Source organism: Streptomyces fractus, assembly GCF_049844455.1.
In the GTDB taxonomy this organism is placed as follows: domain Bacteria; phylum Actinomycetota; class Actinomycetes; order Streptomycetales; family Streptomycetaceae; genus Streptomyces; species Streptomyces fractus.
This window is the reverse complement of the sequence record NZ_JBMYHI010000002.1, coordinates 8,597,944-8,610,838: the sequence shown is the minus strand read 5'-3', so window position 1 is coordinate 8,610,838 and position 12,895 is coordinate 8,597,944. Positions and strand designations below refer to the sequence as shown.

At 71.7% G+C, this 12,895-nt stretch carries 10 protein-coding genes; 6 read left to right on the top strand and 4 right to left on the bottom strand.

Annotated elements, in window-relative coordinates; translation table 11 throughout:
- Positions 1 to 42: 42 nt before the first annotated feature.
- The gene (locus ACP4E5_RS41205) at positions 43 to 645 is read right to left on the bottom strand and encodes a PAS domain-containing protein (protein ID WP_425842047.1); all 603 of its coding nucleotides are present in this window, start codon (positions 643 to 645) and stop codon (positions 43 to 45) included.
- 234 nt (positions 646 to 879) lie between these two features.
- Between ACP4E5_RS41205 and ACP4E5_RS41200 the strand changes: the two genes are divergently transcribed.
- Positions 880 to 4,053, top strand: a complete 3,174-nt coding sequence (locus ACP4E5_RS41200) for a cytochrome P450 (RefSeq protein ID WP_425838766.1) — start codon at positions 880 to 882, stop codon at positions 4,051 to 4,053.
- Positions 4,054 to 4,078: 25 nt separating this feature from the next.
- Here ACP4E5_RS41200 and ACP4E5_RS41195 read toward each other — a convergent pair whose 3' ends face one another.
- The 3 genes from ACP4E5_RS41195 to ACP4E5_RS41185 are packed head-to-tail and all read right to left on the bottom strand — an operon-like array spanning position 4,079 to position 6,896.
- Positions 4,079 to 5,137 carry an ABC transporter substrate-binding protein gene (locus ACP4E5_RS41195; protein ID WP_425838763.1) on the bottom strand — a complete coding sequence of 353 codons (1,059 nt, stop codon included), beginning with the start codon at positions 5,135 to 5,137 and terminating at the stop codon, positions 4,079 to 4,081.
- Between the two features lie 36 nt (positions 5,138 to 5,173).
- Positions 5,174 to 6,046 (bottom strand): ABC transporter permease, encoded by an 873-nt coding sequence (locus tag ACP4E5_RS41190; RefSeq protein WP_425838760.1) that lies wholly within the window; start codon positions 6,044 to 6,046, stop codon positions 5,174 to 5,176.
- Positions 6,036 to 6,896, bottom strand: coding sequence for an ABC transporter ATP-binding protein (locus ACP4E5_RS41185; protein ID WP_425838757.1), 861 nt, complete (start codon positions 6,894 to 6,896; stop codon positions 6,036 to 6,038). The genes ACP4E5_RS41190 and ACP4E5_RS41185 overlap by 11 nt, the downstream gene beginning before the upstream one ends.
- A 223-nt stretch (positions 6,897 to 7,119) precedes the next feature.
- Between ACP4E5_RS41185 and ACP4E5_RS41180 the strand changes: the two genes are divergently transcribed.
- From ACP4E5_RS41180 to ACP4E5_RS41160, 5 genes are all read left to right on the top strand, one after another.
- Positions 7,120 to 8,775, top strand: coding sequence for a sensor histidine kinase (locus ACP4E5_RS41180; protein ID WP_425842044.1), 1,656 nt, complete (start codon positions 7,120 to 7,122; stop codon positions 8,773 to 8,775).
- Positions 8,772 to 9,482: a response regulator gene (locus tag ACP4E5_RS41175; protein ID WP_425838754.1), complete on the top strand. Its 711-nt coding sequence runs from the start codon at positions 8,772 to 8,774 to the stop codon at positions 9,480 to 9,482. The genes ACP4E5_RS41180 and ACP4E5_RS41175 overlap by 4 nt, the downstream gene beginning before the upstream one ends.
- Before the next feature lie 250 nt (positions 9,483 to 9,732).
- Positions 9,733 to 10,371 carry a hypothetical protein gene (locus ACP4E5_RS41170; protein WP_425838751.1) on the top strand — a complete coding sequence of 213 codons (639 nt, stop codon included), beginning with the start codon at positions 9,733 to 9,735 and terminating at the stop codon, positions 10,369 to 10,371.
- Positions 10,368 to 11,705: a copper resistance CopC/CopD family protein gene (locus tag ACP4E5_RS41165; protein WP_425838748.1), complete on the top strand. Its 1,338-nt coding sequence runs from the start codon at positions 10,368 to 10,370 to the stop codon at positions 11,703 to 11,705. Before ACP4E5_RS41170 ends, ACP4E5_RS41165 begins: the two co-directional genes overlap by 4 nt.
- 66 nt (positions 11,706 to 11,771) lie before the next feature.
- Positions 11,772 to 12,869, top strand: coding sequence for a cupredoxin domain-containing protein (locus ACP4E5_RS41160; RefSeq protein WP_425838746.1), 1,098 nt, complete (start codon positions 11,772 to 11,774; stop codon positions 12,867 to 12,869).
- The last annotated feature ends 26 nt before the right edge of the window (positions 12,870 to 12,895 follow it).

The following is a 12,895-nucleotide window of genomic DNA, read 5'->3' as shown; positions in this document are numbered from 1 at the left end:
GCGCGTCCTCAATGGGCGCGCGTCCTCAATGGGCGCGTGTCCTCAATAGGCGGCCTCCGCGAGCCGCGGCGGCCACACCCCCGCCACCAGCACACCCTCCGCGTACGCCCGCGCGACCAACTCCGTGCGGTTCGACGCGCCCCAGCGGCGCGACAGTTGGCGCAGGTGGTAGGTGACACCGTCGGTCGTCAGGCCGGTCTCGCGGGCCGCGCGGGCCGTGGTCGCGCCCGCGGCCAGCAGGGCCAAGATCCGTGCCTCCTGCGGGTGCGTCGGCGCGGCGGCGGACGGCGTCCGCTCGGGCGCGACCGCCGCGTCCTGCACCCGTACCGTCACCAGCAGGTCGGGCACGCGGTGTGCGGTCTCGCTCACCGTGTCCACGATCAACTCGCCGCGGCGGCGCGTCCCGTCGCCGCCGCGCCAGGCCACCGCCACCGTGTAGCGCGAGCGGCGGCGCGCCTTCTGCGCCCGGGCGATCCGGTCGACCTGTGCCGCGTCGACCGGCACGAACAGGTCGAGGATCGCGCGGCCCTTCAGGCGGCCGGCGGTGGTGCCCCACTCCAGGGCGAACGCGGCGTTCACCAGCCGTACGCCGCCGTACGGGTCGCACACCGCGACCGGCATCGGGATCCGGTCGAAGAGCACCATTGCGCGATTGCGCCACACCACCGCGTCCCCGGAGTCCACCCGTGCCCCGCCTCCCACCGTCCGTACGTGCCGCCTCTGCCACGGACGGCGCCCGGGCACAAGTCCGATGCACCGTCAGCCACTACACAATCATGTAGTGGCCCGGGCCCGACCGGCAGGGGGAGCGGATCAAGCTGGAAGCCGCGGCTCCCCCGCTCCGCGACAGCGGCATCCCCTCCGTGAAAGGCCCCCACCATGACGGACTCCCCCACCCCCGACGACAGCGCCTACGCCGCGGCCGGACTGCCCGTCGTCGACGTCACGGGCGCCGGCCTCGGCCCCGGCCCGTTGCAGCAGATCATGGGCCTGATGCGGGAGCACGGCCCGCGCCTGGTGCGGCGGGTGCACGGAAGGGACGCCCTGTTCGTCTCCGACCTCGATCTCGTCACCGAGCTCGCCGACGAGACCCGGTTCACCAAGAGCGTCGGGCCCGCGCTGCGCAACGTCCGCGAGTTCGCCGCCGACGGCCTGTTCACCGCCTACAACGACGAGCCGAACTGGGCGCGCGCCCACGACATCCTGATGCCGGCCTTCGCGCTCGGCTCCATGCGTACGTACCACCCGGTGATGTACCAGGTCGCGCGCCGCCTGGTCGACTCCTGGGACGTGGCTGCCGGTGACGGCAGCCCGGTCGACGTGCCCGGTGACATGACCCGGATGACGCTCGACACCATCGGACTCGCCGGGTTCGGCTACGACTTCGCCTCCTTCGCCAGCAGCGAGCCGCACCCCTTCGTCGAGGCGATGGTGCGCTGCCTGGAGTGGAGCATGAAGCGCCTGGCGCGGGTGCCCGGCGGCGACTACGAGGCCGTCGACGCGGCGTTCCGGGCCGACGCCGACTATCTCGCCCAGGTCGTCGACGACGTGATCAGCGCGCGCGTCGAGAGCGGAGAGCGGCACACCGACGACCTGCTCGGCCTGATGCTGACGGCGCGGCACCCGCAGGACGGCTCCACGCTGGACACCGCCAACATCCGCAACCAGGTCATCACGTTCCTGATCGCCGGGCACGAGACGACGTCGGGCGCCATGTCCTTCGCCCTGTACTACCTCGCGAAGAACCCGGCGGTCCTCGATCTCGTACGCCGCGAGGTGGACGCCCTGTGGGGTGACACCACGGACCCGGAGCCGGACTTCGACGAGGTCGGCCGGCTCACGTACACCCGGCAGGTCCTCAACGAGGCGCTGCGCCTGTGGCCGACGGCCGCCGCGTTCAGCCGGGAGGCCCGCGAGGACACCCTGCTCGGCGGCCGCATCCCGCTGCGCGCGGGGCAGGGTGTGACGGTGCTTGCGCCGATGCTGCACCGGGAGCCGGTGTGGGGCGACAACCCGGAGCGCTTCGACCCGAACCGGTTCACGCCGGAGGCGGAGGCGGCGCGCTCCCCGCACGCCTTCAAGCCGTTCGGCACCGGTGAACGGGCCTGCATCGGGCGGCAGTTCGCGCTGCACGAGGCGACGATGCTGCTCGCGATGCTCGTGCACCGCTACCGCCTGGTCGACCACGCCGACTACCACCTGTCGGTGAAGGAAACCCTCACGCTGAAGCCGGACGGCTTCACCCTCACCCTCGCGCCGCGCACCCCGGCCGACCGCCGGCACACTCCCCTGCCGGGCGCCACCGCCCGGCCCGAGAGGGACCTGGCGGCCGACGCACTCCCGGCCCGGGTGCTCCCCGGCACCCGAGCCCTGTTCCTGCACGGCAGCAACTACGGCACCTGCCAAGGCCTTGCCGCCCAGCTCGCCGACGAGGCCGCCGCACTCGGCTGCGAAACGGAGGTCGCCCCGCTGGACGCGTACGCGGAGGGCCTCCCGACCGACCGGCCCGTGGTGATCGTCGCCGCGTCCTACAACGGCCGGCCCACCGATGACGCCGGACTGTTCGCCGCCCGCCTCGACACCGACACACCATCGCAGGGCGTGACGTACGCCGTGCTCGGTGTCGGCGACCGCAACTGGGCCGCCACCTACCAGCACTTCCCCACCCGCATCGACGACCGCCTGGCCGCGCTCGGCGCCGAGCGGCTGTGCGAGCGGGCCGCCGCCGACGCCTCCGGCGACCTGGGCGGCACCGTCCGCACGTTCTCCGACGACCTGCGCACCGCCCTCCTGGAGCGGTACGGGGACCCGGAGGCCACCGCCGCGAACGCCCCCGCCGGGCCCACCGCCCCGTACGAGATCCGCGAGATCACCGGCGGGCCGCTGGACGCCGCCGCGGCCCGGCATGTGCTCGCCCCGCTGACGGTCACCGAGTCGCGCGATCTGACGGCGCCCGGCCACCCCCGCGTCAAGCGGTTCGTGCGGCTCGCGCTGCCCGATGGTGTGTCGTACCGGACCGGCGACCACCTCGCCGTGCTGCCCGCGCACGAGGACGGGCTCGTCGAGCGCGCGCTGAAGGTTCTCGGACTCGACCCCGACGCGCTGCTCGACATCCGGGACTCCCGCCCGCGGCGCGACGCCCTGCCCCTCGACCGGCCCGTGACCGTACGCGAACTGCTCACGTTCCACGTCGAGTTGCAGCACCGGCCGGGCCCGGACGAGGTGGCCGCGCTCGCCGCCGCGAACCCCTGCCCGCCGGAGGCCGCCGCGCTGCGGGAGCTGTCCGCCGACGACCCGCGGACCTTCCTGGAGCTGGTCGAGGACCACCCGGCGCTGCGCGACGCGCTCGACCTGCACCAACTCCTGGGCCTGCTCCCGCCGTTGCGCCCGCGCCACTACTCGATCTCGTCCAGCCCGGCCGAACTCCCCGGCCACGTCGACCTGATGGTGTCCGTGCTCGACGCGCCCGCCGCCTCCGGCACCGGCCGCCACCGGGGCACGGGCTCGCACCACCTGGCCTCCCTGCGCCCCGGCGACACGGTCCTCGGCCGTGTCCAGCCGTGCCGCGACGCCTTCCGCATCGCGCCTGACGCCCCCGAACCGGTCATCATGATCGCGGCGGGCACCGGGCTCGCCCCGTTCCGCGGCGCGGTCGCCGAACGAGCCGCGCACGACGGCCAACTGGCGCCCGCACTCCTCTACTTCGGCTGCGACCACCCCGAACGGGACTTCATGCACGCCGACGAACTGCGCGCCGCCGACGCCGGGGGAGCGGTCTCGCTGCGTCCCGTGTTCAGCGACGCCCCGGTGGACGGCCACGCCTTCGTACAGCACCGCGTCGCCGCCGAGAGCGCCGAGATCGGCCGCCTCCTCGACGCCGGGGCGCGGGTGTACGTGTGCGGGGACGGCGCCCGGATGGCGCCGGGCGTGCGCGCCGCGTTCCGCGCGCTGCACCGCGGGCGCACACCGGGCGCCGACGAGGCCGCGGCGGAGCAGTGGCTCACCACGCTGATGGCCGAGGGGCGTTACGTGGAGGACGTGTACGGCGGCTGACCGCACACGCCCCCTGCGAGGCAGCTCAGTTGGCCTTGTCGGTGAACTCGGTCGTGTACGTCTTCTTCAGGTCGATGGTGGCGTCCTTCAGGTTCGGGTTGAAGGACTTCAGCACCCGCTGCACGGTGGCGGGTCCATCGGCCGGCATCCGGCCGTCCTTGGTGAACATGGGCAGCGTGCTGTCGATGGCCTGGGCATACAGGCCCGCACCGCCCTGCGCGTAGTCGCTGGGCATCTTGGCCGCGATCTCCTTGGCGTCGTGCGTGGACATCCACTTCAGGGTGCGGACGAACACCTTGGCGAGCTTCTGGACGGTGTCCTTGTGCCCGTTCACCCAGTCCGTGTTCATGTACAGGCTGGAGGACGGGTACAGGCCGCCGAGCGCCTTCTTGGAGCCCGCCGGGGTCCGCATGTCGACCACGGCCTTGCCGAGCTTCTTGTCCACGATCTGGGCGACGGTCGGGTCGGTGGTCATGCCGCCGTCGATCGAGCCCTTCTTCAGGGCGGAGATGAACGTCTGCCCGGCGCCGACGGCGACGTTGGTGAACTTGTCGGTGGAGACACCGTCGTGGACACCGAGGTACTTCGTCAGGAAGTCCGTGGACGAGCCGAGGCCGGTGACACCGAGCTTCTTGCCGGCGAAGTCTTTGGGCGACTTGAGGCCGCCCGCCGCCTTGTTGGAGACGACCTCGACCTCGCCGGGGGTGCGGGCGAGCTGGACGACGGACTCGACCTGCTTGCCCTTCGTCTGCAGATCCAGGGTGTGGTCGTAGAAGCCGACGACGCCCTGCACGTTCCCGGCGACGAGCGAGGTGGTGGCGTCGATGCCGGCGGGCTCGCTCAGCAGCTCGATGTTGAGGCCCTCGTCCTTGAAGTAGCCGAGGCGCTGGGCGAGCATCGCGGGCAGATAGATGACCTTGTCGATGCCACCCACCATGATCTTGACCTTGCCGCTCTTGCCGCCTCCCCCGCCGCCGTCCGCGGACTTGGAGGAGACCTCGTCGGCGCAGCCGCTGAGCGCGGCCAGGGCGGCGAGGACCGCGGTGGCGGCGGTGACCTTGGTGGTGAGTCTGCGGCGGGACATGTGCGGCTCCTGACGTGGCGGGGGTGAGGGTGCGGATCAGCGGGCGTCGTTGGCGGCGGGCTTCCAGCGGAAGAGCCGGTTCTCCAGGAAGGTGAGCAGGCCCTCGGCGAGCAGGGCGACGACGGCGAGGATGACCATGGCCGCGTAGACGCCCGCGGAGTTGAAGGTGCCCTGGGAGGCGGAGACGAGCAGGCCGATGCCCTTGGTGGCGCCGATGTACTCGCCGACGATGGCGCCGATGAGGGCGAAGCCGAAGCTGACGTGGAGGCTGGTGAAGATCCACGAGGTGGCGGCGGGGATGACGACCTGGAAGGTGACCTGCCGGTCGCGGGCGCCGAGGATCCGGGCGTGGTCGATGATGTGCCGGTCGACCTCGCGGGCGCCCTGGAAGGCGTTGAAGAAGACGGGGAAGAAGACCAGGACGACGGCGGAGGCGACCTTGGAGGCCGGTCCGAGGCCGAACCAGATGAGGAAGATCGGGGCGAGGACGATGCGCGGCAGCGCGTTGAGGACCTTGATGTAGGGGCCCATGACGTCGGCGAGGAAGCGGACGCGGCCGAGCGCGATGCCCAGGACGACGCCGCCGATGACACCGATGACCCAGCCGAGGAGGGCTTCGTAGAGCGTGTACCAGATCTGTTCGAGCAGCGAGCCCTGCGGTGTTCCGTGCAGGGTCCACTGCTGGATCTGGTCCCAGATCTTCGAGGGCATGGAGAAGTTGAACGGGTCGATGATCCCGGCCCGCGAGAACCACTCCCAGATGCCGAGTACGAAGACGAGCAGTGCGGCCCGCGACAGGAGGACGATGCCGCGGCGCCGGCGCGCGGCGCGGGCGCGGGCTTCGGTGCGTGCGGACGTGACGGCCGGGGCGGCGGGGTCGGCGGGCGCGGTGGTCGTGTCAGGCGGCATGCTGGGCGCCCCTTTCGCGGGTGATGCGGACCTCTTCGCCCAGGGAGGACCAGATCTCGCGGTAGATCTCGACGAAGCGCGGCTCCAGGCGGATCGACTCGACGCGGCGCGGCCGCGGCAGGTCGATCGTGAAGATCTCCTTGACGGTGGCCGGGCCCGCGGTCATGACGACGACCTGGTCGGCGAGCGCGATGGACTCCTCCAGGTCGTGCGTGACGAAGACGACCGAGGAGCCGGTGCCGGCCCACAGCTCCATCAGCTCGTCCGACATCAGCGCGCGGGTCTGCACGTCGAGGGCGGAGAACGGCTCGTCCATGAGCAGGATGGACGGGTCGTTGACGAAGGTGGAGGCGAGGGCGACGCGCTTGCGCTGGCCGCCCGACAGCTGGTGCGGGTAGCGGTCCTCGAAGGCGGTCAGTCCGACGCGGGCCAGCCACTCGCGGGCCCGCTCCTTGGCCTCCGGCTTCGGCACTCCGCGGAACCGCGGTCCTGCCATGACGTTCGACAGGACGGTGCGCCAGGGGAAGGTGGCGTCCTGCTGGAAGACGAAGCCGACCCGCTCGTCGATGCCGCGCACCGGCGAGCCCGACAGCATGACCTCGCCCTCGGTGGGTTCCTCCAGGCCGCTGACCAGGGTGAGGGTGGTGGACTTCCCGCAGCCGGTGGGGCCGACGACGGCGACGAACCGGCCCTGCTCGACGGTCAGGTCGAGGTCGTGGACCGCGGTGTGCAGGGCACCGGACGGAGTGCTGAACGCCTTGCGGACACCGCGCAGTTCAATGGCCGGACTCGATGTACTGCTCGCTGGGCCGCTCGGTCGGCCGCTCGATGGGCTTGGCACGCTTGTCATGCCGCGGAACGTTAGGAACGGGGCCGCGGCCTGGGAAGTATTGGCCCGCAACCGCCGGTTGTGCCTGTTGAACGGGATTCTGCCGATTGTGCCGACGGCCGGCGCACGAGCTGCCGTCCGAGCCCTTCCCCGGCCGAAACACCTGCGGCTACGGTGCGTTCACCCCGGCGAAACGTCCGCTCGCGCGGGAGAGTTCCCGAAAGCAGGTGTCATCGTGGCCCGCATGCGCATCGGCTGGCCCCGGCAGGTGTTCGCCCAGGTGCTGATCGCGCAACTGCTCATCACCATGGGTGTCCTGCTGTTGCTGACGGGTCTCTTCCTTCAGCCGCTCCGCACGCAACTCGACGACCAGGCCGAACATCAGGCCCTGGCCATCGCGCAGACCACGACGGCCGATCCGGCCATCGCCTCCGGCCTGTTGACGAGCGCCCCCGACCCGCGGGGCCCGGTGCAGCGGCAGGCCGAGCGCACCCGTGAGGCCACGGGCGCGCTGTACGTCGTGGTGATGGACCTGCGCGGGATCCGCTGGTCGCACACCAACGTGCGCAAGGTCGGGCACCGTGTGTCGACCGATCCGTCCCTCGCGCTGCACGGGCATGTGGTGTTGCAGATCGACCGCGGCACCCTGGGCACGTCGGCGCGCGCGAAGGTGCCGCTGCGCGACCGTTCCGGCGATGTGATCGGCGCGGTGTCGGTGGGGATCGCGTACTCCGGTGTGCGGGACCGCCTCATGGGCGCGCTGCCGGGGCTGCTGCGGTACGCGGGCACGGCGCTCGCGGCCGGTGCCTGCGCCGCGCTCCTGGTGGCCCGCATCCTGCGCAAGCGCACCCATGGTGTGTCCGTCGGTGACATCTCCGCCCTGCTCTCCGAGCGGGAGGCGATGCTGCACGGCGTACGGGAAGGTGTCATCGCGCTGGACGAACACGAGCGCGTACGGCTCGTCAACGACGAGGCCGCCCGGCTGCTGGCGCTGGAGGACGACGCGGAGGGCCGCGACCTCAAGGACGTGCTGCCGCCCGGCCGTTCACGCGATGTCATCACCGGGCAGGTCACCGGCCGCGACCTGCTGACCGTCCGGGAGAACCGGGTCCTCATCGCCAACCGGATGCCGACACCCGACGGCGGCTCGGTGGTCACCCTCCGGGACCGTACCGAGGTGGAGCTCCTCGGCCGGGAACTCGACTCCACCAAGGGCCTTCTCGACGCACTGCGCGCCCAGGACCACGAGCACGCCAACCGCCTGCACACCGTCCTCGGCTACCTCGACCTCGACATGACGGAGCGGGCCCGCAGCTACGTCGCCGGCCTCACCCGCGCCCGGCGGGCATCGGCCGGAGAGGTCGCGGAACGCATCCGGATGCCGATGGTCTCGGCCCTCCTCGCGGGAAAGTCGGCGATCGCCTCGGAACGCGGCGTGACACTGCGCCTGTCCGACCGCACCCAGCTGCCCTCGGGGCTGATCGAGGCCCGGGACATCGTGACCGTCCTCGGCAACCTGATCGACAACGCCCTCGACGTCGTCGGTGGCGGTCGCTCCGCCCGGCCCGCCGTCGAGGTCGAGGCCTTCGTGGAGGCCGACACGGTGGTGCTCCGCGTCAGCGACAACGGGCCCGGTGTGCCGGTGGAGTTGCGCGACACCGTCTTCCAGGAGGGCTGGAGCACGAAGGAGTCCCCCGCCCACCGCGGCCGCGGCCTGGGACTCGCCATGGTCCGCAGCCTCGCCGAGCGCTACGGCGGCACCGCCCGCGTCACCGCGCGGGCCGGCGGCGGCGCCGTGTTCACCGTCGTCTTCCCCGACATCGTCTCCGGGACGGCCCCACCGCGGCCCGTCCCGGTCGCCGCCCTGCCCGCACTCCAACGTCCAGGAGAAACCCCGTGATTGACGTTCTGGTGGTCGACGACGACTTCCACGTCGCGGAGATCAACGCCGCCTACGTCGAGAAGGTGGCGGGCTTCCATGTCGTGGGCACGGCCCACACGGCCCTACAGGCCCAGCAGTTGCTGGAGAGCCGGCACGTCGACCTGTTGCTGCTCGACCACTACCTGCCCGACCGCACCGGACTCGACCTCGTGCGCGGTCTGCGGCAGCGCGGTGTGCGCAGCGACGTCATCATGGTCACGGCCGCCCAGGACGTCGACGTCGTCGAGGCGGCACTGCGTTACGGCGTACTGCACTACCTCGTCAAGCCGTTCACGTTCGACGGGCTGCGCTCCCGCCTCGCCGCCTACGCGGAGCTGCGCCGCACCCTGCGGGACGCCGGCGGGGCGACGACACCGGGACAGAAGCAGATCGACCGCATCTTCGGGGCGGGGCGGGCACCGGCGGCCGGCGCCTCACCCACGCCGGCCAAGGGCTGGTCGGGACCCACCGTGGAGCTGATCTGCGCGGTCATCACGGAGGCCGAGGCACCCCTGTCCGCCCACGACGTGGCATCCCGCACGGGCATCAGCCGCTCGACGGCGCAGCGCTACCTCCGCTACCTCCAGGAGCACGGGGTACTCCAACTGTCGCTGCGCTACGGCGACGCCGGTCGGCCCGAGCACCGGTACGCGTGCTCCCCCGCCGAGCCGACGAACTCCCTTTAACCGCACCGGAAAAGGGTCTGGCATATGCAAGAGGGGGCATCCGGTGAAGAGTTGATGCGCATTTGGCTCACCTTCGGGATTTACCGCTGTACGGCAATGCGCGCATTTCGTCGACGAAGACCTTTCTCACAACGGACCGTGCCGCAGAAATGAGGCAATGAAACCGTTCATTAACTGACGCGTATCGACCGGGACTCCTGGCGTAGATGCACTCCTTGGCATTGCAGGTGCCGTCGTCAGGAGAAAATTCATGTCCTTCTTCGCCAGGGCTTCCTGGCCGGGAGACCACCGCGACGAGATCGTCGCGGGCGCGCTCGCCGCGACGGTGATCGTCGTCCTCGGCTACGCGTCCGGCATCGGCGCGACCGCCGACCGGGCCGAAACCGCCCCGCCGGCCGTGCAGACCCCCGCATCCCCCGCGCCCTCCTCCAGTCCCGCCGACCCTGCTCCCTCGCCGCCCGACGCCCCCACTTCGGATGCCGGAGAGGCGGGGGCCGGGAACCCCGGGGTACTGCCTGTGGGCGGGATTCCCGCGGGTGGCGGAGAAGGAACCGGGGGGAATGCGGGCGCCCATGGCGGGCACGGGAATTCAGGCGGCCTTCCCGGTGACTCCGGCCATTCCGGCCACGCATCCCCGACCCCGTCCCCACCTGCTTCTTCCACGCCCTCGCCTACTCCCTCGTCGCCGTCGGCTCCGCCGTCGTGCGCGGAGGGCGAAGTCCGCCTCGTTCAGCCGCTCCTGAAAGGGGTGCTCGCGCCGGTGACCGGGCTGCTGGGCGGCCCGACCGAAAAGGCCGCCAAGACGGACGAGGCCGGCACACAGGAAGACACGACCCCCTGTGTCGGTCTGGCCTCCGACCCGTCCCTGCTCACGGAGTTGACGCCGTGAGAACCCGCTCGCTGTACGCCCTCATTCTCGCCCTGGTGGCACTCCTGTTCGCGGCCCCCGCCGCCTCCGCGCACACCGAACTGGAGTCGTCCTCCCCCAAGAGCGGAGCCCACCTCTCCCGGCCGCCCAAGGAAGTCACGCTCACCTTCAGCGAGCCCGTGAGCCTCGCCGACCTCCATGTCACCTTGGGCAGCAAGGAGTTGGCGCTCACCCAGGACGAGGGCCGCGACACCGTGGCCGCCGCCGTCCCCGCGCGCAAGGCGAAGGCAGCCGGGCGCCGCCTCACTCTGGATTGGCATGTACGCAGCAAGGAGGACGGTCACCCGACCTCCGGCTCACTGTCCTTCGCCCTCCCTGCCCACACCGGATCCGCCGCCGGCGGCCACACAGCGACGGACGAAGACACCACACCTGCCGCCGCACCGTCCGGCACGGTGCGCACGGCCTGGGCCGTCGCCCGCTGGGTCGGGTATCTCGCACTCGCGCTGTACGTCGGCGGGCTCGCGTTCCTGGCGATGCTGTGGCCCGAGGGCACCCGGGAGCGCAGGACCCGGCGCATCCTCGCCTCGTCCTGGGCGGCCGGACTCGTCGCCACCGTGGCGGCGGCCGGGCTGCAAGGGGCGTACGGCGCGATGGGCTCGATCCGCGACGCGTTCAGGGCCTCCACGTACGTCGACCTGCTGGGCACCGAGGTCGGCGTCGCCCTGGCCGCCCGGGCCCTGATGTGGGTGCTCGCGGCGGTGGTGCTCGCCGCGCTGCTGCAGAACGGCGAGCGCGCCGCGCGGTCGCCCGGCTGGCGGGTCGGTGCGGCCGTCGTCTGCCTGGGGCTGCTGCGCACCACGGGCATGGCGGGTCACAACTCCGAGGGCAGCCACCCCGGTTGGGGCGCCGTCGCCGATCTGGTCCATCTGCTCGGCATCTCGCTGTGGCTGGGCGGGCTCACCCTGCTGCTGGCCGGTGTGCTGCCGCGCCGCCGCCCTGAGGAGATGTCGAGCGCCGTCTCCGGCTACTCGGTGCTCGCCGGGGTGTCCGTCGCCGCGATCGCGGCAGCCGGGGCCGTACTCACCTGGCAGGTCGTCGGCTCGTTCGACGCCCTTTTCACCACCGGCTACGGGCAGTTGCTGCTCGTCAAACTCGCCCTGCTGGCAGCGGTGTTGCTCATCGCCCAGCGCAGTCGTGGCTGGGTGCGTACCCGGCTCGACATCGCCGTTCTGCTGCGCGGAGACCGCGCGACCGTACGGCCCTTCGTCTACTCGGTCGCGGCCGAGACGGGGCTCGTCCTCGTCGTCATCGCCGCGACGAGTTTGCTGGTCACCGCCGCACCCGGCCGCTGATCGGCGCACCACGATCACCCCCTTCCAAAGCCTGATCCGCATGGATCTGTGAGGAGAAGTTCGTTCATGACTACTGACGTTTCCGATCGCGACACCCTGACGCGGCAGCGCCCGCCGTCCCGGCGCGGCAATCGCGCGCTGCTCGCGGCCGGGCTCGGCGCCGCCCTGGCGTCCGTGGGCTGCCTCGGCCTCCTCCAGGCGGCCGATGGCGCCTCGGCCCCTGCCACCGCCAACGCCCAACCGGCCGCCGAGGCCCACTCGATGGCCCAGACGCAGCAGCCCGCCGCGGCGCCTGCCGCTGCCGCCGCGCCCGACCACACCATGAAGATCGCGGACATGAAGTTCGCGCAGTCCAAGATGACCGTCAAGGTCGGCGAGACCGTCGAGTGGGTCAATGAGGACACCGCTCCGCACACGGTCACCTCGACCAAGGGCCCCGCGAAGTTCGACTCCGGCACGATGGAGAAGGGCGACAGCTGGTCGTACACCTTCACGAAGCCGGGGACGTACGAGTACTACTGTGCCGTGCACCCCGACATGGTCGGGTCGATCACGGTGGTGGCGGACGACTCCGGGGGCGGGACGGGCGGTTCCGACACGGGCGGTTCGGGCAGCACGGGCGGCTCGGGCGGCTCGGGCTCCGGTGGCTCGACCGGCGGCACCGGCGGCACCAGTGGGGGCTCGACCGGCGGTTCGACCGGCGGCTCGTCGGGCGGCTCGTCCGGTGGCCACGGGTCGGGCGGCTCCACGGGCGGCACCAGCGGAGGCGCGTCCGGCGGTTCGAGCGGTGGTGGCGACGGTGACGCCGAGCAGTGCCAGAGCGTTCAGCAGGTTCTCCTGCCCATCCTCCAGCACCTCAACAAGGCGCACCTGGAGGCTTCCCCCGGCCAGCAGGTCCAGGACGCGCTGAAGCTCGACAGCTACATCAAGATGCACACCGTCTGGGTCGAGTCGATCCTCACGCCCGCGGTCGAAGGCGGCGGCGCCACCCTCGACGACACGCTCGGCGTCCTGCTCCAGCACGTCAACTCCGCCCACCTCGAGGAGTCCCTCGGCCAACAGGTCGCGGACATCCTCAACCCCGACGCGTACGTCAAGATGCACACGGTCTGGGCCGAGCACCTTCTCGCACCGTCGATGAACTACGTCACGACCTCCTGCTGAACCGAGGTCGCCGGCGAGGCGTGTGA